The 223-nt window shown below is 59.6% G+C and carries 1 protein-coding gene; it reads left to right on the top strand.

What is annotated here, in order from left to right; all coding sequences use genetic code 11:
* On the top strand, positions 1-223 hold a 223-nt coding region (locus ACLNEE_RS17120; RefSeq protein WP_412007475.1), incomplete at both ends, for a hypothetical protein.

Here is a 223-nt window from a genome sequence, read left to right on the forward strand (position 1 = left end):
GTCAATACCCGGACATTCCAGTTTTCCTCTCTGGCTGACCTGATCAGCAGCGGATCCGCACTCGTCTCCTTCACTCTGGAGGCCGGGGATGGGGATGCCACGCCGGAAGGCACGCTCACGTTCACCGGTTTCACGGTGCTGTCACCGACCATTGCGCAGATCAGCTTCACGTTTGTGCTGGCGGATCCGGTGAACAATGCGGCCCCCGGTGCCAACATCTTTT

The sequence above is a fragment of the Aphanothece stagnina RSMan2012 genome (assembly GCF_046764815.1).
Taxonomy (GTDB): Bacteria; Cyanobacteriota; Cyanobacteriia; order PCC-6307; family Cyanobiaceae; genus NIES-981.